This window comes from Bacteroides sp. AF20-13LB (genome assembly GCF_003603065.1).
Lineage (GTDB): Bacteria > Bacteroidota > Bacteroidia > Bacteroidales > Bacteroidaceae > Bacteroides > Bacteroides uniformis.
In genome coordinates, this window is record NZ_QTMH01000005.1 from 102,034 (window position 1) to 121,391 (window position 19,358).

A 19,358-nucleotide genomic window follows, 5' to 3' on the forward strand; every position below is an offset into this window, starting at 1 on the left:
GGAACGTGCCAGAGAAGCGTCTTGCCGAAATTGGAGTAAAGCAGCGCAGAGCCACGACACGATGAGTAGAACTCGTGCAAAGATACGATATGCCGAAAATGCGCTCATTTGGATAGCTCTGCTATGGGGTACGTTTTAAGTGCGACAAAGTTACGAAAAATTTTGCCGTGCAGGGTGAAATGCACGGCAAATTTTTGGGCGCGTGGCAGGAAATGCCACACTTTGCGCTATGGTGCAAAGTTCGGGGTTCGACTCCCCGAGTGCCCGCAATGCGTGATTTTGCGCAGTGTTTCTAAAATTTTATCATTATGGCAACTTCTAAATTGAACAAGGAACAGTATGCAAACATCGGTTCGTTTGCAGGTATCATGTTGGTTTACAACTCTACCAACAAGGACGGTGAACTCGTGCAGACGGCACAGCACTTTTTCGGTGCGGACTTTGAGCCTGCCGACAAGTCGGACAACGAGATTTTCCGTGTGATTAAAAACATGGTCGCAACTATGTGGCACACCATTGCGGAGGAAAAGAAACTGCGTGCCGATGCCGACGGCATACGCTCGAAATTCCGTGCCACAACCCCTGCGGAAATCATCATCTGCGAGAAGTCGGGAAATCGTATCAAGAAGTACGACCTTACCGACAGCGTTTGGGCGCGTATCGGTCTTGTGCCGACCAAAGTAGACCTCGAGAAGTCAAACCGTGATTTCCAAAAGACAATCCATGCCGCTGCAAAGGCTATCCGCAACGCCATGGATTTCGCCCCGAACCTCGCCAGCCTCGAAAAGCCAACCGAGAAAACGACCAAGACCGGCAAGGCTGAAAAGGTGGCGGAACAGCCTGCCGGAACGGTTGCCGACGAAAGCAAAAAGGCGGCATAAGGGCAACGGAGTAACTGAAACCTGCCCGAAAAAGGCAAAAGGACGGCAGGCAGCCCGCTGAACGTGTGGGACTGCCTGCCCTTTTCGTATCTGCCGTCGTAAGCGCGTGTTCTTGTGACGTATGCCACGGATACGCGCTTTTCATTTCGGGCGAAAGCAACTGTAACGTGATAGGCGAAAAGAATTTCCCGGCAAAAAACGGTGCCGGGACTGTACCTCCGCCGCAGGACGGGGAGTACACCGTGGACGACCTGAAGACCGCTCTGGAAGAGTCCGAGCGGTCGCTGCATGATGCCGTCTTCATAGCCCGCCAAGTGTGGGAGAAGGACTGCGATGCCGTGAAGTTCGACATCGACGACCTTGTGCAGATAGAATCGGCATTGCAGGAGATATGCAACATCACCGCAGGAATTGACAGCGGGGACGATGGCGAGTGACATGACGCGCACACGTGCTGCGGAAACTGCGGGGCGTGCGCGCTTTTTCGGGCATTGATATACACTGTGTCAGGATTGCACCCTGAAATGCCCGCACTTTTCTAAAATTCCCTCCGATATGACTTCCTTGCGCCGTGAGGCGTTGTGCCTACCTTGTATATAACACGGTTAAGCACGGTCTGGCGTTCTGCGGAACCGCCTGCCGTGCTTCCGCTGTTATCCTGTGCGGGGAAGCGGAGAACGGATGTGCCAATAATAAAACGAATAAATATGATAGAAGTGTTTGACGCAAAGCGCACCCGCAGTTACGGGTGCTTTGCCAGTTTCAAGGCTGCCACCGATACGCTTGACAGCCTTGCCGCGACGGGACAGCTCGGAAGTGTGCCCGCTGTCAGCGTGGCGGCGTATTGCAGCGGCGTGTTACAACGGGAATATGAAGCGGTGTTTGTCGGTGGGAAATGGCGTGTGCCGAAATCTCCGAAAAGGCGGATGCCGGAAACGAGACCTGCCCGTGGGAGACGTCGGCGGAAATGGTGCAAGGAGTACGCTACGGCGGAGCTGATGTTCCGAGAAGGGTTTCCCGACCATTTGAACCGCAGTTATCCGCTCTCGGCGGACAGCCTGAGACGGTGCAACCGGAAATGCAGAATTTATATGCAATAATAAAAACGCAATGAGTATGAAAACATTAGCAGACGTGAAACGGAAAATGACGCTTGGCTCGAAGTGGCGGTGTGTCCGGCTGTTCGAGGGCGGAAAAGACCTCGGCGTGCGTGAGGTCGGGAAAGTGCAGGGTAATGCCGTGGCATTCCTCAAACCCGACGGGAAACTCTCGTGGCTATGGTGGCCAAAGGCAAAGGACGTGCAGGTGGAAGAAAACGCCTTCACCGTGCTCCAGAACGGAGTGCCCAAGCTCAAGTACATCTATGCCGGATAGGTGTTCCGGAAAAAATCATGCAAAATAATATGAATTAATAACAACTATGGGGGCGGAATGCCCCTATGCTTTTATAAACGGATAAAGAAAATGACAGAAATAACGAGAAAGCAGATATCTGGTCTGCGGGTAAAGATGTATTAACGGCTATGGGAGAGGAACATAGAATCAACGAGATAAAAGGTGTCATCATCAGCCGTGCCCTGCTCAAGGAATACGGGTATGATGGCGATATGCCCACCGACAAACAGATGCAGGTCATCGGCAACGGGTTACTTGAATACTGGGGCGTAAGCGACGGTTTCAAGGAAGCCCTCGCCAGTACAATGGAGAACATGTTCGGTGTAAAAGCAAAAGATTAGGTCTATGGAAACGAAAGAACTTACTACCCACCAGCGTGGTGTTATTCTACGCGGCATCTGCGGCGGGGCTGCATTGAAAGACAAGTCGCCGCAAATATCTGAAAACAATACCGTCATAACCTGCGCCGGAGGGTTGGAGATTTGGGACATCTGCTGCATCAGCAGTGATGCCGAAGCCTTCGGCCTGAAACCGTCCTTCGGTTATGACGGGCACACGAGAATCACTTTCACCCCCAAAGAATAAGCGGAATGAAATCATATTACTACTTGGACTACCTGCACCGTGAAATCTTCCTTGAAGAGGAGGATATTCAGACCGTTCCGGAATCAGGCAGGGCGGACGATGCCTGTTCCGCCATTGCCGAAAAGCCGTATGTCGTGGAGCAGTTCATGGCGGACTCTTTCCGGACACTCAAAGATGTGGCCAGCCGCCTGTGCGATTCCCCTGATATTAAAAGCCGCCACGATGCGCTGATGTATATCGTGTGGAGGGTGGCACTGGACATCAAGGAGTGGCGGACTCTGAGCCATAGCGAAGCCGCCGTCAAGGTAACCCGTGAGGACGGTTTCGTGTGGCTGCTTGTATCGGCGGAAAATGCCCGGAAGCTATGGGAGGCAGACGTATTCTCCCTGTACAGGCTTTATGCCGATGATTCGGAATCCCTGATCGAAAGCGAGGCGGAGCTGGAATCGACTATCAAGGGCGGATACCAGATAGGTATCGAGGTGGGGTTCGCCTCTGTAATGGACCATGCCGCCCGGATGAAGCAACAATAAAAATCGGAAACAATCAAATAACGAAATCAAGAAGAAAGGTATGGAAACAACATTATTGACAAAGGAAAATGCCCATCGTGTGACCATGGTGCGGCGTGTGGATGCCCCGGAAAGCGAACCGGTAGCGTTTCTTTTCAGGGGAAAGAGACACGGGTATTGCAGCTATTCCCATCTTGTAGGGAATCCGGGCAAGGAAGAAATCCTCGCCCCGGCGGACTTCAAGGACTGGGAAGTTGTGGAAGTGGCGCACCCGGGCTATCTGGAAGAATATTTCAAGCAGGCGTGCAGCTCCTACAACCTCACCTCCTTCTCACCCGACGAGCGGGGTGAGTCAGACATCGCCTCGCACGAAAAGGAACTGCACGAGGATTTGCAGTCGATGCCCGAGCAGCAGCGGGAACGTTACATGGAAAACTACAAACGCTATTTCTCTGCCATGATCGCCGCCAACAGCCGTTGTGCCAGCGCGATGATTACGGGACCTGCACGCTTCAACACGGGCCGCAACGAAAAGGCCTGCAACAGCCACGCCAAGAGCGTCACGGCGTTCCGGGAATGGCGAGAACGTGCACTCGAAGCGATTCGCAAGGCTACCGAAGCGGCCAAGCCCGAAGAACAGCGTCTCGAGGAGGAGTGGCAGAAGGTCAAAGCCTTTATCGACGATGCCGCCTCGACCATTCACGGTATCGATACGGGTACGGCACGAGGCTATAGCCGGGCTCTCTTCGTCAGCAACCTCGCCGGGCGACTCTCCACCTATGTCAACCATGGCAACGTGGAAATCATCGACCGTGCCGTCGCTCGTCTGCGAGAGTGGAACGACAAAGTCAAGAAACCTGTCGTCACGGCACGCCATTCAATCTTCAAGTATCCCGAACTCGTCCGCAAGGTGCGGGAAAAGCAGCAGGAACGGGCAAGCCGTGAAAATCGTGAGATTCCGTTCGATGGCGGCAAGGTGGTCTACAACTTCGAAGAAGACCGCCTGCAAATCCTCTTCGACAAAATACCCGATACCGATATGCGTACAACCTTGAAGCGTAACGCTTTCAAGTGGGCGCCACGCAACCAGGCATGGCAGCGCCAGCTCACCCGCAATGCCGAATATGCCGCCGGTCAGGTGTTGAAAATAACCATTTAATCCAGTGCCCATGAGATACATCATCGATTCACGTTATTTCGACGGGACATGCCTCACGTCGATGTCGGATGACATGCACAGCGACTACGGCGGCGAGACGCTGGAAGCACTGCGCGAAAGGGAGAAGAACCCGTACCTGGTCGCTGTATCACCGGTACGCATGACACTGCTTGTGAAGCGTTATACCCGGGCACTTTGCAAGCCCTTCCATGAAATTACGGAGGAACGTTATTACGAACTGCTGGAATGCCTGCCTCCGGCCCGCATGCAGAGCGACTGGTTCTTTGTCGGGGAACCGTATTACCGAAACCTGTACGCGCTCTGTTTCGAGTCGGACGGCAGGTATTTCCGGGCGGAACGTCCCATACGTCTTTCCAATGCGGAAATCTACCGCCAGATTCGGGAACACATGGAGAAAGTAAACCTGCATCCCGCCATCGTCAAGAAGGCTTCCTTTGTCAAATATGTCAATTGGTACAAAAAGACGGTCACCTACATACCGTACTATTTCGAGTATGGAGGTAAAATATATTTCCTGAAGAACCTCGCCACTCGGACGGGATCCGAATTTGGCGACCGCCGGGAACGGAACGAGATGGCGGCATTGCTGAGGAACCTGCGCGGAAACCGCTACGAATACTGCACTTTCTACTCCCAAAAGAAGGACATCTTCGAGTTTTTTGACTGGCTACGGAAGAACAAATACACGCTGGAAATCCAGGGCGACTTGTTCGACTTTGCGGATGACCGCTCCCACGTGGACTTTCACGGCAATGTATGCGAGTATTCGGCTGTGTTCCATTACCGCATCTATTCACGCGAGCTTTTTGGCCATATCATTAACCAGCTACGCACCGTGAAACGGTATCACGCGTGGCATAAAAGGAGGGAAATACGATGAAAATCTCAAATGAACCTACCCCATACCTCCTGCTCAAGGCAGGAACTGACAGTGCATGGGATTGCTGCGACTTTGCAATCGTGTACCTGTCAAAAGAGTGGAGACAGACACAGTCCGGCAGGCTGGAAGCCGTCAAGCCATTCAAGGATGACATCAGTTTCCAGTCTTTGAACTTTTATGACATATCGGTTGGTTTTTACCAGCCGGACGAGGACGGGATACTGGGCAGCGAGGACTTGCCGGAAGACAATAACTGGTGCTTCGTGGAACTGACCGAAACGGAACTGGAAAGGTTGGTTCCGCCGGACAATGTGCTGGTCAGCCATATCTTGGCGGTATTTGCAAACGGGGAAGCCAGATACCGGGCGTACGGCAAACATACCGACGAGCGATTCTATACTGAAAAATTCCCTTTGCAACAGATTTTGGATATACTGGCGAGTCATGAATCTTAAAATTTCAAAGCAACTATGACAGAAATCATCAAAACGGACGGAACACGCCAACCCGTGCAGCCAGCCAATGGCTCAGACTTCACGCTGGAGGAGATGCAGGCGATTGTCGGCGGCTACATCGAACTGGTGGAACTGGACGGGAGCACGACAATGGTCGTCAACGAGGAAGGCAAACTTATCCCTCTGTCCCTCAATCTTGAAGCGAGCAGGATATTCCGTGCTCATCACCCGGCGTCGAAAGACTTCATCGTTGGGGACGTACTTGTGTGCAATAACAATCAAATCAGATAAAATTATGGATAAAGAGAAAGCAAAAGCGCTCAGCAAGACCCTCGCATGCTACAAAGAATTACAAGAGAATAACAGTGTAAACCTGATCGAGTTCCATACCGCTGACGGGCAGAAACACGGTATCGGCAACCCGGAAGCCATCAAGCTGTTGCTTTCGGTGGCCGTCATCGAACTGGAACGCCAGCTCCGGACCGCACAGTTCGGTGATATTCCGGAAAGCCTGGAGAACAGCCGCGAGTACAAGGCGGCCAAACAGCTGGAATACGCCATGAACGATTTGGAATTCAAGTCCGAACGTTTCGCCCAGGCTCTTCCTTATTTCCACAAGACACTGGAACAGACATTCTTCAGAACGGTAAAGGCTTCCATTACCGCTATGGCAGGGCGTGATTCACGCTGCATTGACGACCGCAACCGTGCTTCATACGAGATGTGTCAAATGCTGGCCTCCATGCTGGAAGATACCCGTCTGCCCTTTATCTAAATGCCATGTTCATAGACGAGAGGACACAAAACCGCCTCCATGCCGTGCCGGGAGAGAGTATCTCCCACGGCACGATGCGCACGCAGGACCTGATTCCGGCGTTCTTGGACGTTATCCGTGACACACCGGAGTACGTGCAGGTGATGAATGCCATCCCCGCCCATGCCATGGAGGACAAAGAAGCAGACTGGTGGAACAGCGATGACGCGGCGGGATTGCTGGAATCGCTGTTCGACACGCTCGATAGTTACTCACCGGAGGGGTACTATTTCGGTGCTCATCTCGGTGACGGGTCCGATTACGGATTTTGGAAAATGGACAAGTGAATGTCGGAACATGGTACGGATTACAAAAGACAAGCGGCATGACATTCTCAAAGACGGGATTTGTATCGGGCAAATCTATCTTGCCCGTGCCGAAAGCAGGAAATTAAGATACTGGGCAATCTCTTGCATGAGTGGAATCGGCTTCAACACTTTCAATGAAGCCCGCAGTTATGCCAAGGATTTCCTTTAATAAAAGAATCGCATGAAAAATTGGATACAACAGATGCTTTTGTGGCGTAAAAAGACGGACAAGGGCAGAATGACACTCGGAAAGGTGCAGAAAGAGTATCGCGAGAATGACGTATGCATGGGAGAACTCCTTGATGCCCTTCCCGCCGACGGCCTTTCCATAGAGGAAGCTTTCGAGCTGGCTATCACCGCCAAGAAGTGGGCGGACGGAGACCGTTTCTACCGGAGTATCAACGATGGAGAACCGGAAGAATTGTAAGGTAAATAACAATAAACAATAATGACAAATGAGCAGATATGATTTTATAAGATTCGGCGGCTTTGTCAACTGGGCGGACGAGGACACGGACACGTTCCGGAAAATGAAAGTCTGCCTGCCGGTAAAGGAGCCTGTCGAAGATGACACGAAAATAGGACTGATTTCCACGGACGAGGACAATCCGGAAGAAATCGCGGTTTCCTATTCCGTCAGGGCAGCCGAACTCATCCCTTGGACGGACTCATTCCAGGAAGGATACTGGAAAGCCCTGATAGTGGCAGAGGCAAACGGAGCAGGCACGGACGTATTGCTGCCCATGCTCAAAGATGCCGGACTATGCCTGATGGAATGTGTCTTCCTGATGCTCCGGAGCGATGCCTGCAAACTGTTTCCGGTCCTGTGCCGGCTGTTCCCGGAAGTGGAGGAAATGTTTGAGATTATCACATGGAATGACAGGGAATATTTTGTCAGGGAACTGACGCTGTTCCGTGGAACGGGCGGGGAATACAAAACCCTAGTCTCTGTAACGGGTCTGCAAGACGTGCTGGTCGGCAAAGACGGCGCACCCATATCGGACGAGGCGGAGGCCGTGGACCGGAAAATCTGCTATTACTTCACGGACGAGGAGTTCCTGCTGCCGGAAGAGCGGCTTGTAGCCCTTGCGGAGGATGCGTGAGAAATCATAATGTATGTACAAAGACCAGAAAATGAATAAAAGAATGAACAAACAGCAAACCACTCCCGTTACCGACACTTTTAAGGGGATGCTACTTATGTCAATGGGTGTCCCTGTAGGAAACATCCGTCCCTACCGTTTGAAGTCGGCACCTTCCTGCCTCGGCGGTTTCGAGCGCATGAGCGTAGCGGCAGCACGAGCCTCGGGAATGGATATCCCGGAGACGGAGAAAGAGAACGATGAAGTTTACATATGCCGCTTGGGACCCGCCGTCTTCCATAAATGGATGCCTGTCTGGATGTTCGAAACCGCTTTCGAACCGGTTCCCGAGCAGAGACGCGGTGACCGCATCCGAACACTTACGGAAGAGATGAACAACCATCACGTGGCGGAGAAAGCCCTGAATGAAAAATGTTACGCCCTGTCCGTGGAGCTGCTTTCCGAGTGTGGCGGCAGCCTTGATGACAACGGTGAACAATCCTCGACCTATCTCCATGTTGTGGACCGTGACCCCGTGGAACTGGTCATCACGAACGCGTCGCTCCGGAAAGACGGGAAAATCTTCATCATGGGTTACAGTTACTACACGGGCGAGGAGTACGAGCAGGAATGTGACGTAGAATCCGGCATGGACATACTGAATTTTATCCTTTCCCAAAAAAGTTTTGAGTGCTATGAATGAAGACAAGATATTGCAAATGTTCTTCGACATAGGCCAGTGGACGAAGGCCATTGAGAAAGGCGTGCTGAAAGACATTAGGAAAGACCAACTTATTCGGCTGACCGACGAGCATACCCGTATGGCGATGGCCTATGCCATGCGCCGGGGAAAGTACGAGATTTCCCCTCCCCACACGGCGCAGATACCCAAGGACAACGGTGAGTTCCGCACAGTGTACGTAAACGAGCCGATGGACCGCGTAGTACTGGGTATCGCCAACGACCTGCTCTTCGAGTTGATGCCGGAGATGCTGCACTCTTCGTGCAAGTCCTACCAGACCGGTATAGGGTGCGGCAAGGTAGTTACGGAAGTCAGCCACCGGATGACAGAAACCGGCAATAGCGGCTGTCTGGGCTGGAAGTCCGACCTTTCCAAATACTTCGACAGTGTTCCGATACGGTTCATCGACGAGGCGTTCGACAAGGTGGAGGCCAAACACGGCCAGTCTGCCCTGATAGACGTACTTAGGAAATATTACCACTCGGACCTCTATTTCGATGAAGATAACCGGTTGCAAAGCAAGTATCAATCCTTGAAACAGGGTTGTGCTGTGGCTAGCTGGCTGGCGGATGTACTGCTCTACGACCTAGACAGGGAACTGTCACAAATGAACGGCTACTACGTCCGGTATTCCGACGATATGCTTTTTATCGGCAAGGATTATGAAAAAGCGATGGACACACTCCAAAAACGCCTGGAAGATAAATCCATGAAGCTAAATCCCAAGAAAGTGGAATACCTGGCAGCCGATGTCTGGTTCAAGTTCTTAGGATTCAGTATCAAGGGCGGCATGGTCTCGCTCTCGTCATCACGCATCAAGACCTTCCAGCACGAGATCGAGCGGCGGACAATCCGCTGCCGGGACACGACACTGGCAAAAGCCGTGGACGCCGTGAACCGTTACCTGTACAAGGGCGAGTTCAGCTGGGCGATACAGGTATTGCCGGTCTGTAATGTGAAGAGTGACCTCAACGAGCTGAACAAGTTCGTGATGGACTGCTTTAGAGCCATTCAGACGGGCAGGTGCAAGATCGGCGGTCTGGGATATGTCCGAACCAAACCGGATGGCTGCATCGTCCGGGGACGGGGACGCAACGTGAAGGCCAACCGCGATAAAACAGACCGGGACATACCGGGTTACCTGACTGTCGGCTGCATGCGTAACGCCCTTCTGACCAGCCGGGCGGTGTACAACACGCTGGTGGCATCGCTATAAGTTACGCCGGGCACACGGCAGAACGGGTGGACGGGCAGGCTATTCAACGTTACAGGCTTATAACCAGAATCCATATCGAGATTAACCGGTCTAACACCCGGTTAATCCCATCTCGATTCTGGCTGCGCCTGTAATGTATCGGGAAATTAAAGTCATGTGCCGTCTGTCCCGCACCCGTTACCGGAGCACACCGGGAAAGTTCAAGGAATAGGTTTGGGCATCCCGCGTACCAACGTCTTCTTTCCGAGTCTGAAGGCGGCTGACCGTCGCCTTCGGACTCCGCAGAAGACCCATACGCGGGATACATCGGAAGCATAAAGCCATGTGCCGGTATTATGAGAACTTTCAGTCTTTTCCAGCACGGGAACGTGCGGTTCGGGGGAATGGATTCAGCCTGCTGTCCCCGATAAGCCCGTCTCGCGCCGTCGTATCCCTAACGTTATACGACGGCGCCATTCCGGCTTCCGCCACAGCAGACATCGGACCTGTAAAGGAACGTGCCGGCATTCCGGGAACCGCAAAAAGAACAGCACAGGGCAAAGGGGGCAAGGCCGGGATTTCAACAGAGCCGCAATTCACACGGCTGGAGCCTGTGTCATCTCCTGCTAACACGACAGATGACACAGGTTCCAGCTGTACTCGCGGCCCGTATCAGGTTTTTAAAGGGATGTGCCGTCCGGATGAGTCCCCTGAACAGAAGGTAGCGCGACCGCATATGCACGAGGGACCCAAATTCAAGATACAGTATTCAAGCTTGGTCCTGAGCCAGGCAACTACCTGGTTCAGGACCGAAGTCCTACTGTATTTATCAGGACTATAAAGATACGCGCTAGGGGTTTGAGTGCCATTAATTGTAAACAGGTGAGAAAATGGAAGATATTTACCGAGAAACCGTCACCGCCATAGAGAACGGCGCAAATTTCCGGATTGATTTCCAGTCCAGAAGTTTAAAAGTAAACGGGAGACACATGATACGGAACGGCAGGTATGATGGCGCTCCGTGGTTGCCGGAGTACGGCTGCGGGGATTTTTTCACGGATGTGGAGGAGCTGTACCGCCGCTATAAACATTCGATACCATCGGAGCGCAGCCAGAGCAAGTCCCGCCGGTATTTCATGGCATTGCCCGAAAGTGACCTCGAGGACGGGGACATGCTGTACGGGCAACACCGGGATACCGCGCAATTCGAGCTGGAATTCTATATCCTCTGCCGGATTATAGGCGGGTTCACATGGAATCCCGAAACGATGGGCAAATGGTTCTGGCAAAGCGAAAAAGACAAGGACCTGGTGATACTCAGAAAATGGGTGGAACCCGGAAGTAATCAACTATTAACAAATTCACAATGAGCAGAAAGAAACAAGAAACAAAAGTCCTGTGCCCCGGATGCGGCACGGAATTCGCCATCGCGGACAAGGAATTTGCCGCCACGGGCACCGTTATCGGCAAGAATTCGGATTTGGGCACCGTCTATCCGGTGGTGGCCGGCCATAATTCTCCCGCCGGACTTCCCAAAGGGGCGCGGGAGCGTATCGAGGCACTCCGCGGTGCCGGTGTGGACGTGAGCTGCCTGTTCGCCATGCAGGGAGCCGAGGGCGGCGAGTATATCGCCTCCAACAAAGACGGGAAACTTACCATCCTGGATGACAACGACCCGATATTCGGCAGCATCATGGCACAGGGTACCGTTCCCAACAACCGACTCTTCCGCCGGTGGGTCATGGCACAAATGTTCCATATGATGTCATACACGCATTACCGTGAAAAAGAGCCGGCAGGGGTGACCGAGATGATTCACCGGAAAGGCTATGATTACCAGTGGAAAATGCTCTTGAACGAGCTGCACGCCCAGATGAAGATGGAACACAAGGACATCACGGGTTTTGCCGAGAGAAACCGCTGGTTCAACCGTGATGTGGTTTTGGCCATCGCGAGCGACTATGTCAACGCGCTGAAAAAACACGTGGGCAACCTGGAAACAAGAAAATGCAAGGGAGTTCCCTACAAGCGTATACACGGCCGTAATATTTTCGTGGAGGACCTGCAATCCAAACTGTACTACCCGCTTTCCATCGCGATAACCCACATCAGGCACGCGTTGGACGCCACACAGCTTTACAACGCGGTCAGACAGTTCAATGACCGTCGTATCCGGCTGCCATGGGGCACTCCTCAAAGCAAGGCATGGATGGATGCCTATAAGGGAGCCGGGGCGTTCTTTACCATGCAGAACCTGATTCGTTTCCACGGTTGCACGGCTGTCAATGACCGGGGTCGGCGTCTGGACAAGTACCAGTCACTGGCGTTCCTGTCAGCCAAGGCGGAAGAGTATAAAAACGGAGAAGGCTGGCGGTTGCTGGCAGTCCTGAAAAAAATGCTGGCGGACAACAATATCAACATCAAAAAGAAGATGGCGGCATGGCGTAAGAAATAGGCCGTCATCTCCATCCGCCCGGTAGGCGGCACGGTGTGGCGGGTCAGAATAAATTAGTACTCCCTCCATTGAAATGATGCTCATCCCTGTTAACACAAGATGAGCATCTTTCAATGGAGGCATTACATCGAAAACGTAAAGAGATGCCCCTGTTTGACGACCACACCGCTATTCTAATCAAAACGACATAATCCTTTATACGATGAGCAAGAAACAACTACGACGCAGGGCCTACCTGCTGTACCGGTTACGAAAACAGGGTATCCGATGCCTGACACGTTGCCGGACCATCTTCTACCCTTACGGGGAGGATCCTAAATCAGTACCGCAGATCTGCAGCCTGATAAGCGAATTCCATTTCCATGTCCAGTTTGAAATACCCGCCTGACATGAAACCGGGAGACATTGCAACGCTGAAAGTGCCCTACAAGGGCTATCGCCGTATAGAGCTGTTGGAACGGCTCCAATACACCTGGCTGGTACGCATCTGCGAGAGCGGGAAGGAGATCGAGGTCTATGAAGACGAGTTCGAAACGGATTAAAGGCACGGAACAATGAAAGGAGAACAACAGGAAGAACGCATACCGAACTTTATCGGCAATGCCGTCATTATCCTCACAGCCGCCCATCTGGGCTGCGAGGTGGAGATGCTCGCCACCGCACAGGAGGTGTGGCGGACGAAACGCCTGCCCGAGGCGGTACTGCTGGGCATGTACGAAAAGGCCGCATGCGATGCCGTGTCGGCTGTCCGGAAGAGAGGTCTGGCGGAACAGGCTGACCGTCTCGGAGAGATATTTTACAGGACGGGGGAATTTCCCCCGCCGGAAGAAGACAATACATAAAAAGGAGTAACAAATGAAAACAAGGACTTTTCAGGAAATATATGATTTCTGCCGTACGGACGATACCTACCGGAGCTATTTCGAGGCATCGGACGAGTCCCGCATTACCGGAGCAAGGGCAAGAAAGTACTATTACGGCGACATCCGCCGAGGCCAGTGCCGCGTGGGGACATTCATCTACTGCCAGTCGATGCGGCAGCTTGAAAGGTTCCTCGAGGGCGCAAGGCAGGACCACTACATCCATGTTGACCCGCCGGCCTGCCGGGAAGTGAGCCTCAAGGACGATATGTTCCCCGGCCAGACCGCCTATATCGTGGTACATGTCAGGAGGCAGGGTGTGCAGATTGAAATCGAACACCCGTTGCATGGTGGATGGGTGCATTTCACGGCACGCTCCCACCGTCCCTTCACCAGGGAGGGAATCATAGCCGAGGCGAAGTCCTACATTGACAGCCACATCCTGCTGGCACCGGGAAGATACCGGGACTTGCAGCTGGAACATATGGTTTCCAAGGAACAGTTCCCCGCATGGTACAGGCAGTATAAAATGAGGCTGCACGACCGGGCGGAAGCCGAACATCGGGATATGGTGGACAGATACAGGCACAGGAACGACCTTACCTACGGAGAAGCCCGTGACATGCTCGCGGCTTCGGGTATATTCTTCGACCTGAACTGCGACGAGTTCGAGCGGGACGAGATTACGGAACAATTTGTAAGACTTTGTAACAAAACATAATACCCAGGCAAATGAATCTATATAATCAAATCAAATATAACGGGTATCGCATCAACATCTATTATGATGATGACGCCCGAAGCCCGCGTGAAGCGTATGACAATCTCGGTACGCTTTATACGGCACATCGTCGCTACCGCCCGGAGAAGGAGTTTGATGACCACTTCGATATCGACAAGGTTTTTGAAGGGCATATCGGAAATTTCCGGGAATCGTTCCTGAAGGAATATATCGCCCTGCCGGTCTACCTCTACGACCATGGCGGCATTACAATATCCACCTCGCCGTTCAGCTGCCCGTGGGATTCCGGATTTTTCGGAATCATCGCGGTACCGTTGGACAAGGTGCGCCGGGAATACGGGTGGAAGAACATCACCGCGAAACGCAGGAAGCGGATCGAGGGATACCTGCAAGACGAAATCAGTACCCTTGACAACTACTATACCGGGGAAGTTTTCGGGTATCGCATCATGCCGGAAAGTGACGATGACAATGAACTGGACAGTTGTTGGGGATTCTATGGTACGGAATGTATGAAAGAACTGGAAGCCGAATGCAGGCATATTATCGACGGGCAGAACAAAGCGGCAGCATAAAATAGAAAAATACGCATAATAACTGGAAATACAATGAAGACATCATACGGACTTGAATTTGACACGGTAACAGAAATCAATCCTGAATGGAGCGACTATGACAAGACGATAGCAGGATGTCACCTGGCCAATGCCAGGGTGGTCATCGTGGATACGGAATACGGGCAACCGATAGACAATGAGCATGACCTTGAAGAAATCTACCGGATTCTCGAAAAGAAAAAGACAGGCCATACTAAAAATGAACGACATGGAAGAAAAACGAGATAACAAGGAAATCAGGGTACGCCTGCACCATATCGACCGTGGAAACTGCACGGAAGTATGGGAGGTGCAGACAGAGAAGGGGAAGCCCAGACGCTATCTGGGACGTGACGACGGTTATGGACCGAAGGAGTGGTACACGCTCTGCGATGCTCCCTACGGCTATTGCGAACGCGACTGCCATGTGAGGGAGGACCTCACCCTCATTGTCTGCGACAAAGATTGGAACGAGGTGTTGCGAGACGGAACGGACAGGGAACGCTTTCCTGAAAGTTTCCCTTCACTGGATGAAGCCTGCAACGAGGCATGGAGCAAGGTCGTGAAAGTGCTTCCGCATGTCACGCACAAAGGTTTCGGGCAGTGGATCACCAAACAGTCATTCCTCCCGCTCAGCCAGACCGAAGAATTGAATTGGCGGGATAGCTACTATGAGGAAGAAGCGAGTGAGATACTCTCACGTTTTACATGGATCGGTGAAGAGTATGCCATATTCAAGGTTACCCAGAGGCACACCAAGTGCGACGCCCAATGGTACGAGTATTACGCGGGGAAGACAAACCGGCAGGAACACGAGTGGTATACCCGTTTCTTCGGTTACGAGTACCATGACCGGCATATCAGCGACGTACTCCGGACACTCGGAAGGCGGTGCGACGACATCATCCGTACTGCGGTGGAAACCCGCACGGACCACTATTACGGGCGTACGGTTTCCTGTTTCATGGACGAGTTCATCGGTTACGACCTGTCCCATGAACAGGTCCGTGACGCCAAGGAATGCAGATTGCGCAAGGCACGGGAAGACTACGACGAAGCGAACGCCTACTATTACAAACTGAAAGAGAATGAGGAAAGCATCCGTGGTATCGAATTGATGCTGCACTGCATAAGACAACAAATCCGAAAAATGAAAAGATAATGGCCAGAAAACTACATGTAGCCAGAGTTTGGCAAATCGAATACAAATATCCGGGTATGTATGGCGGGGACGGTCAGGATATCTTTTATGATATCCTGACAATGTTCGAAGTTGATAACTCCGCAGAAGACGCCTATACCGATGACTTCGAAATAGCCCGTTCGGGTCTGCAGCAGCTAAGAAAACATATCTCAGAACAGGATGAAACCTTCCGGCAGAATGCCGAAGAATTTTATTCCTGCCTGGCAAAGGTCGGGATGGACCGGGAAAAGTTTATCGAAGTACTCGATTGTCTAATCAACGGCAGTGACCAAAGCGATGCCTATGTGCATGTCTCATGGTTTTAATGATATGCCATGAAGGCGTTTCGAGCAAACCTGCCGTAACATCAAACCTGTATGAAACCTAAAGATAACGGGCTGGCCAACCTTCATGACCGGAAACGTGAGGAACGCGGTTTCTGCTGCATGCAACTGATCATATTCCTTACAGACAATGGAGTGAAGAGCTGGGATGAATGGCACCGGGCGCATACCGACGCGGCCCGGGGCGAATGCAGATACCGCAAGCGGTGCCCGGTTTATGGACGTAGCAAACATTTAATGAACAATAAATAATATGGTACTTAATATTGTAAAAAACGACCTGCCTGCCTCATGCATTGCAGAATATGTAAGATGCGTATTTGACAATGCCAAAGTAAACATCAAAGATGAAAATGCAGTATCCGTCGACATCGAAGTGACCGGAAAGAACGAGCTGCACTCTTTGGAAGGATTAAAAGAGTTGGAATACTATTTTAAAGATTATGACATAAGAATATGGTGACCGCCATGCAACGGGCGGCAAACCGGAAATTGTTCAACTACAGATAAAAAACAAGCAACATGGAACAGGAAAAACCTACAAAGCCGGAAACAGACAGAACCTTTCCGGAAGACGATGACACACTTTACCGTGAAATGACAGTGCACATGCCCCGCTGCTATTTTCCGACTTCGCTAGGCGAGAACAGTATCCTCAAATTTGCCGGAGAGGAATTCCGCCGCGTCAAGAATATTGTCTGCCGGCGCTACAACTTTAACGAGGACAAATATATCCGGGAGAACGCCGGCGTATCCCCTTTCGACTCTGTTCGAGGCAACTTCGAGCAGGAAGTGTACAGACGTCTCCGTAAGGATTATGCGCACCTCAGTATCATCTCCATCAGAAGATCACTTATGGAGAAAATCCGCGACGCCGTGAAGAAGGAGAACAACATCATCGGCACGTTCTACCGCAACTGCGGCGTACATTACCGGGAGGCGGAATCAGCGGAGTATGAAACCTCCCCGATAGTGGTGGTCCACAATTCCGCTTTTTACGGATACGGCGGTTATGAAAGTGCGACCGTTTATGAACTTTTCATCGACGGGAACGGCAAACTGCTCTGCACGCTCAACGGCGAAGCCGGCGAGGATTTCGATGAGCCCATCGGACAGGTACAGACCGAGGGATTGCTTGAGATTGCCCACTGGCTGGAAGAACACGGGTTCATCTCCGCTGATGTCAATGACGACGAGATTGTCGTATGCGAGGGGTGCGGTTCAGACAATATACAGACCCAGGCATGGGTGGATCCGAATGCCCGTACATTCATCGGTACCACGGGTATAGACCGCTATGATAACTGGTGCGACGAATGCGAGGACCATCAGCCATTCTGTACTTTAAAAGAGTTCAAAGAACGCATGGAGGAATGGTGGAACTCGTTGGACGCAAATCAAATGGAACAGATCACGGGTTGCCGTCAGGACAAGTGTCCGGCCGGAGACAACCATCAGGGGTTTGCCGAAACCTGCAATGAATGGTGGGAAAACAAGGGCTATGACGAGAAACGTAAAATCTGGAAAGAACATAATGACTGCTGATTATGATTTACAATCTTCTTAAACGCATACAGAACCTGTTGGCTTCCAAGCCGTCCGGGACAAAGGAGGAACAGGAAATCCTGAGTCTGGTCAGCCAGGCGCTTCCTGCAATGCTCAATGGGCATGATACGGAAACACTTGCCGCCAATGAGCTGCTGGTACGGATATGCCCCGACACCAAACGGCCGGTCCTCGTATGCCATAACGGCAACGGGCAGTGCCTGTGCCTGCACAATGGGACGACGGAAGAGGATGCCGTCGACGTGGACTTATGGCTGCGTTCCAACGGTAGAGAGTGTAACGGCTACAACAAGTTGCAGGAGGCTGTCGTGGACCTTGCCTACAATGCCGGGGCGGACAACCTGTGGGAGGACAGGGACTCCCGTGCCGTCAATGCCGAGATCGTCCAGTGGGCGGAAGAATTCGAGACTGAGCATGCGGGCACTGATTGGGATGCGGAGGACTACTTCCTTGCCATCGACAGGTTTTACAAGGAAAAGACAAAACAAATGAATCCGGTTACAATACCGGCGAACTGAAAAAATGGCAACCGAATGGACAAGGAAATTGCAGAAGAAATCATCCGGGAAAACCGTTATCCGTCCGGATATGACATACAAGACTATCTGTTTGACAATGAGGATACTGTGCTTTCTCTGGAGGACGGAACGGAGCTGCTTGATGACTTCGACCTCTGGAAAGAACGTTCCGACCTCGAACTTGAAAAAATCATGGACCGGAACTACTGGTCCTCGACTGGTGGATATTAGATTAAAAACAGGAATATAATTATGGTAAGAGAACTTTATCAACGGCTCAGGGAATATTTCAACAACTTACCCGAACCGACAGAAGAGGAAAGACAATTTATCCGGGAGCTGAACGCCGGGTATTTCCCTATCACGTCCGTCCACCGCGATGACCTGGAAGGACAAGGTTTCGATGTGGAAAAGATCAGCGATGACGACATGCAGAATCTGGCGGAAAAGATGGCCGACGATTACTGCGAACAGTTGTTCTGGCCCAGCATGGAAATCATTGCCGGAGAAATCCTGAGTTTCCCGAAAGTAAAAACAAAAGACATTATCTGTCCGAAATGCAATTCGGAAAATATCCGTTATGATATTCACGAAAGTCGGTTCCACTGCGGCGAGTGTTCCCTGGCATGGGATGACAAGTTATATGCACTCGTGGAATTTCCCGAGGAAAGTGCTCCTTTCGAGGAAGAAGGAACCGGTTATCCGGCATGGGGAAGCGGGGAGAACGGGGCGCTTTACGTGCCCGAGGAAGACTATATACGCCATACCGGCAAATCTCCCGAACGGGACAAGTGTTACCGTGCCGTGTGTTGGCCGGACTCCCAGAAATACATGGGAACGAAAGGTTGTGAACCCATACAGGATGAAAACGGGATACGGGATTTCGGCACATCGGCATACTGGGTGCCGCTGCTTCTGACGGAAGAAGCGGCAGAGCGACGAATGGACAAGAAAAAGGTACCGGTATGCCCCGAATGTGGGGGCACAGATATTGACATTCTGAGTGACGAGGGCGTGGCCGTATGCAATGACTGCTGCCTTGAATGGCCTTACGCGGAGGATTGA

At 51.9% G+C, this 19,358-nt stretch carries 34 protein-coding genes; all 34 read left to right on the forward strand.

What is annotated here, in order from left to right:
* The first annotated feature begins 308 nt into the window (after positions 1 to 308).
* The 34 genes from DWX62_RS06930 (at position 309) to DWX62_RS07100 (ending at position 19,358) form a co-directional block, all read left to right on the forward strand.
* Positions 309 to 881 (forward strand): hypothetical protein, encoded by a 573-nt coding sequence (locus DWX62_RS06930; protein WP_004293623.1) that lies wholly within the window; start codon positions 309 to 311, stop codon positions 879 to 881.
* Between the two features lie 65 nt (positions 882 to 946).
* Complete coding sequence (locus tag DWX62_RS06935) at positions 947 to 1,318, forward strand: hypothetical protein (protein WP_004293624.1); 372 nt, start codon at positions 947 to 949, stop codon at positions 1,316 to 1,318.
* A 270-nt stretch (positions 1,319 to 1,588) separates the two neighbouring features.
* Positions 1,589 to 1,981: a hypothetical protein gene (locus DWX62_RS06940; RefSeq protein WP_004303960.1), complete on the forward strand. Its 393-nt coding sequence runs from the start codon at positions 1,589 to 1,591 to the stop codon at positions 1,979 to 1,981.
* Positions 1,982 to 1,997: 16 nt separating this feature from the next.
* Positions 1,998 to 2,255, forward strand: a complete 258-nt coding sequence (locus DWX62_RS06945; protein WP_004303959.1) for a hypothetical protein — start codon at positions 1,998 to 2,000, stop codon at positions 2,253 to 2,255.
* 149 nt (positions 2,256 to 2,404) lie between these two features.
* Positions 2,405 to 2,617, forward strand: coding sequence for a hypothetical protein (locus DWX62_RS06950; RefSeq protein ID WP_004293628.1), 213 nt, complete (start codon positions 2,405 to 2,407; stop codon positions 2,615 to 2,617).
* 4 nt (positions 2,618 to 2,621) lie between these two features.
* On the forward strand, positions 2,622 to 2,861 hold the full coding sequence (locus DWX62_RS06955) for a hypothetical protein (RefSeq protein WP_004293629.1): 240 nt from the start codon (positions 2,622 to 2,624) through the stop codon (positions 2,859 to 2,861).
* Positions 2,862 to 2,866: 5 nt separating this feature from the next.
* The gene (locus tag DWX62_RS06960; protein ID WP_004293630.1) at positions 2,867 to 3,394 is read left to right on the forward strand and encodes a hypothetical protein; all 528 of its coding nucleotides are present in this window, start codon (positions 2,867 to 2,869) and stop codon (positions 3,392 to 3,394) included.
* Between the two features lie 40 nt (positions 3,395 to 3,434).
* A complete protein-coding gene (locus DWX62_RS06965) occupies positions 3,435 to 4,532 on the forward strand; it encodes a hypothetical protein (protein WP_004293631.1) in 1,098 nt (365 codons plus the stop codon).
* A gap of 10 nt (positions 4,533 to 4,542) precedes the next feature.
* Complete coding sequence (locus DWX62_RS06970; RefSeq protein WP_008860787.1) at positions 4,543 to 5,433, forward strand: hypothetical protein; 891 nt, start codon at positions 4,543 to 4,545, stop codon at positions 5,431 to 5,433.
* A complete protein-coding gene (locus DWX62_RS06975; protein WP_008143016.1) occupies positions 5,430 to 5,888 on the forward strand; it encodes a hypothetical protein in 459 nt (152 codons plus the stop codon). Before DWX62_RS06970 ends, DWX62_RS06975 begins: the two co-directional genes overlap by 4 nt.
* Before the next feature lie 93 nt (positions 5,889 to 5,981).
* Positions 5,982 to 6,179, forward strand: a complete 198-nt coding sequence (locus DWX62_RS06980; RefSeq protein ID WP_229076194.1) for a DUF3846 domain-containing protein — start codon at positions 5,982 to 5,984, stop codon at positions 6,177 to 6,179.
* Positions 6,180 to 6,183: 4 nt separating this feature from the next.
* Entirely contained in the window at positions 6,184 to 6,663 is a 480-nt protein-coding gene (locus tag DWX62_RS06985; RefSeq protein WP_120172661.1) for a hypothetical protein, read from the forward strand.
* A 5-nt stretch (positions 6,664 to 6,668) separates the two neighbouring features.
* The gene (locus tag DWX62_RS06990; protein WP_004303957.1) at positions 6,669 to 6,989 is read left to right on the forward strand and encodes a hypothetical protein; all 321 of its coding nucleotides are present in this window, start codon (positions 6,669 to 6,671) and stop codon (positions 6,987 to 6,989) included.
* A 10-nt stretch (positions 6,990 to 6,999) separates the two neighbouring features.
* Positions 7,000 to 7,179, forward strand: coding sequence for a hypothetical protein (locus tag DWX62_RS06995; protein WP_008143020.1), 180 nt, complete (start codon positions 7,000 to 7,002; stop codon positions 7,177 to 7,179).
* Between the two features lie 12 nt (positions 7,180 to 7,191).
* On the forward strand, positions 7,192 to 7,437 hold the full coding sequence (locus DWX62_RS07000; protein WP_004293638.1) for a hypothetical protein: 246 nt from the start codon (positions 7,192 to 7,194) through the stop codon (positions 7,435 to 7,437).
* A 28-nt stretch (positions 7,438 to 7,465) separates the two neighbouring features.
* On the forward strand, positions 7,466 to 8,113 hold the full coding sequence (locus tag DWX62_RS07005) for a hypothetical protein (protein WP_004293639.1): 648 nt from the start codon (positions 7,466 to 7,468) through the stop codon (positions 8,111 to 8,113).
* 43 nt (positions 8,114 to 8,156) lie between these two features.
* The gene (locus DWX62_RS07010) at positions 8,157 to 8,795 is read left to right on the forward strand and encodes a hypothetical protein (RefSeq protein WP_009316558.1); all 639 of its coding nucleotides are present in this window, start codon (positions 8,157 to 8,159) and stop codon (positions 8,793 to 8,795) included.
* A complete protein-coding gene (locus tag DWX62_RS07015; protein WP_008143026.1) occupies positions 8,788 to 10,050 on the forward strand; it encodes an RNA-directed DNA polymerase in 1,263 nt (420 codons plus the stop codon). Before DWX62_RS07010 ends, DWX62_RS07015 begins: the two co-directional genes overlap by 8 nt.
* Positions 10,051 to 10,919: 869 nt before the next feature.
* The gene (locus DWX62_RS07025) at positions 10,920 to 11,399 is read left to right on the forward strand and encodes a hypothetical protein (protein WP_004293642.1); all 480 of its coding nucleotides are present in this window, start codon (positions 10,920 to 10,922) and stop codon (positions 11,397 to 11,399) included.
* A complete protein-coding gene (locus tag DWX62_RS07030; protein ID WP_008143029.1) occupies positions 11,396 to 12,484 on the forward strand; it encodes a hypothetical protein in 1,089 nt (362 codons plus the stop codon). Before DWX62_RS07025 ends, DWX62_RS07030 begins: the two co-directional genes overlap by 4 nt.
* Positions 12,485 to 12,686: 202 nt before the next feature.
* Positions 12,687 to 12,872: a hypothetical protein gene (locus tag DWX62_RS07035; RefSeq protein ID WP_008143031.1), complete on the forward strand. Its 186-nt coding sequence runs from the start codon at positions 12,687 to 12,689 to the stop codon at positions 12,870 to 12,872.
* 1 nt (position 12,873) lies between these two features.
* Complete coding sequence (locus DWX62_RS07040; RefSeq protein WP_009316556.1) at positions 12,874 to 13,026, forward strand: hypothetical protein; 153 nt, start codon at positions 12,874 to 12,876, stop codon at positions 13,024 to 13,026.
* Between the two features lie 12 nt (positions 13,027 to 13,038).
* Positions 13,039 to 13,326, forward strand: coding sequence for a hypothetical protein (locus DWX62_RS07045; RefSeq protein ID WP_004322729.1), 288 nt, complete (start codon positions 13,039 to 13,041; stop codon positions 13,324 to 13,326).
* A 13-nt stretch (positions 13,327 to 13,339) separates the two neighbouring features.
* Positions 13,340 to 14,065: a hypothetical protein gene (locus DWX62_RS07050; protein ID WP_008860791.1), complete on the forward strand. Its 726-nt coding sequence runs from the start codon at positions 13,340 to 13,342 to the stop codon at positions 14,063 to 14,065.
* 11 nt (positions 14,066 to 14,076) lie between these two features.
* Positions 14,077 to 14,661 (forward strand): hypothetical protein, encoded by a 585-nt coding sequence (locus DWX62_RS07055; protein ID WP_008143037.1) that lies wholly within the window; start codon positions 14,077 to 14,079, stop codon positions 14,659 to 14,661.
* Positions 14,662 to 14,694: 33 nt separating this feature from the next.
* Positions 14,695 to 14,931: a hypothetical protein gene (locus DWX62_RS07060; RefSeq protein ID WP_004322721.1), complete on the forward strand. Its 237-nt coding sequence runs from the start codon at positions 14,695 to 14,697 to the stop codon at positions 14,929 to 14,931.
* Positions 14,912 to 15,844 carry a hypothetical protein gene (locus DWX62_RS07065; protein WP_008143040.1) on the forward strand — a complete coding sequence of 311 codons (933 nt, stop codon included), beginning with the start codon at positions 14,912 to 14,914 and terminating at the stop codon, positions 15,842 to 15,844. The genes DWX62_RS07060 and DWX62_RS07065 overlap by 20 nt, the downstream gene beginning before the upstream one ends.
* On the forward strand, positions 15,844 to 16,191 hold the full coding sequence (locus DWX62_RS07070) for a hypothetical protein (protein WP_008143041.1): 348 nt from the start codon (positions 15,844 to 15,846) through the stop codon (positions 16,189 to 16,191). The genes DWX62_RS07065 and DWX62_RS07070 overlap by 1 nt, the downstream gene beginning before the upstream one ends.
* Before the next feature lie 51 nt (positions 16,192 to 16,242).
* Positions 16,243 to 16,461 (forward strand): hypothetical protein, encoded by a 219-nt coding sequence (locus DWX62_RS07075; protein WP_004293651.1) that lies wholly within the window; start codon positions 16,243 to 16,245, stop codon positions 16,459 to 16,461.
* A 1-nt stretch (position 16,462) separates the two neighbouring features.
* The gene (locus DWX62_RS07080; RefSeq protein WP_004293652.1) at positions 16,463 to 16,672 is read left to right on the forward strand and encodes a hypothetical protein; all 210 of its coding nucleotides are present in this window, start codon (positions 16,463 to 16,465) and stop codon (positions 16,670 to 16,672) included.
* Positions 16,673 to 16,731: 59 nt separating this feature from the next.
* Complete coding sequence (locus DWX62_RS07085; RefSeq protein ID WP_004293653.1) at positions 16,732 to 17,754, forward strand: hypothetical protein; 1,023 nt, start codon at positions 16,732 to 16,734, stop codon at positions 17,752 to 17,754.
* A gap of 2 nt (positions 17,755 to 17,756) precedes the next feature.
* The gene (locus tag DWX62_RS07090; protein WP_004293654.1) at positions 17,757 to 18,293 is read left to right on the forward strand and encodes a hypothetical protein; all 537 of its coding nucleotides are present in this window, start codon (positions 17,757 to 17,759) and stop codon (positions 18,291 to 18,293) included.
* Between the two features lie 15 nt (positions 18,294 to 18,308).
* Positions 18,309 to 18,524: a hypothetical protein gene (locus tag DWX62_RS07095; protein ID WP_004303944.1), complete on the forward strand. Its 216-nt coding sequence runs from the start codon at positions 18,309 to 18,311 to the stop codon at positions 18,522 to 18,524.
* 21 nt (positions 18,525 to 18,545) lie between these two features.
* A complete protein-coding gene (locus tag DWX62_RS07100) occupies positions 18,546 to 19,358 on the forward strand; it encodes a hypothetical protein (protein ID WP_004293656.1) in 813 nt (270 codons plus the stop codon).